The following is a 362-nucleotide window of genomic DNA, read 5'->3' as shown; positions in this document are numbered from 1 at the left end:
ATAGAATTATATCGTGGGAAGTCGTTATTGCAAAAGTTGTGATGGGAGCTGATCGCGCCTTCTGCTTGTATCTGTACCTCCGAGCGGGGCGGTCACTATTGGCTGATGGTATTCCTGCTCAGCGATACTACCCTCAGCCAAGTGACGCAGCCCGCTCAGATGCACAGGATACCGCGACAGTCACGGCTAAAAAACCTAGTTTGATTCAGGTTTAGATTGTTGTTGAGATAACAAGTTATTATAGGTAGGCTGTGCCATGCGCACCTTAATCAAGATAATATCAAACATCGGTGCGCGAGGCGCACCCTACGGCTCATTGAGCATCAATCCCAATGATTTGTGATAAATGTCCAGTTTTTAGA

Annotated in this window: 1 protein-coding gene; it reads left to right on the top strand. The window is 46.7% G+C overall.

Annotated features, from left to right (window positions below; genetic code table 11):
• On the top strand, window positions 1-215 hold a 215-nt coding region (locus AAEY75_RS14275; protein WP_352259933.1), incomplete at its 5' end, for a hypothetical protein.
• Between the last annotated feature and the right edge of the window lie 147 nt (window positions 216-362).

Source organism: Psychrobacter sp. TB55-MNA-CIBAN-0194, from assembly GCF_040309505.1.
GTDB lineage: Bacteria > Pseudomonadota > Gammaproteobacteria > Pseudomonadales > Moraxellaceae > Psychrobacter > Psychrobacter fozii.
Note: the sequence above shows the minus strand (reverse complement) of the source record. Positions and strands in the feature narration are given on the sequence as shown.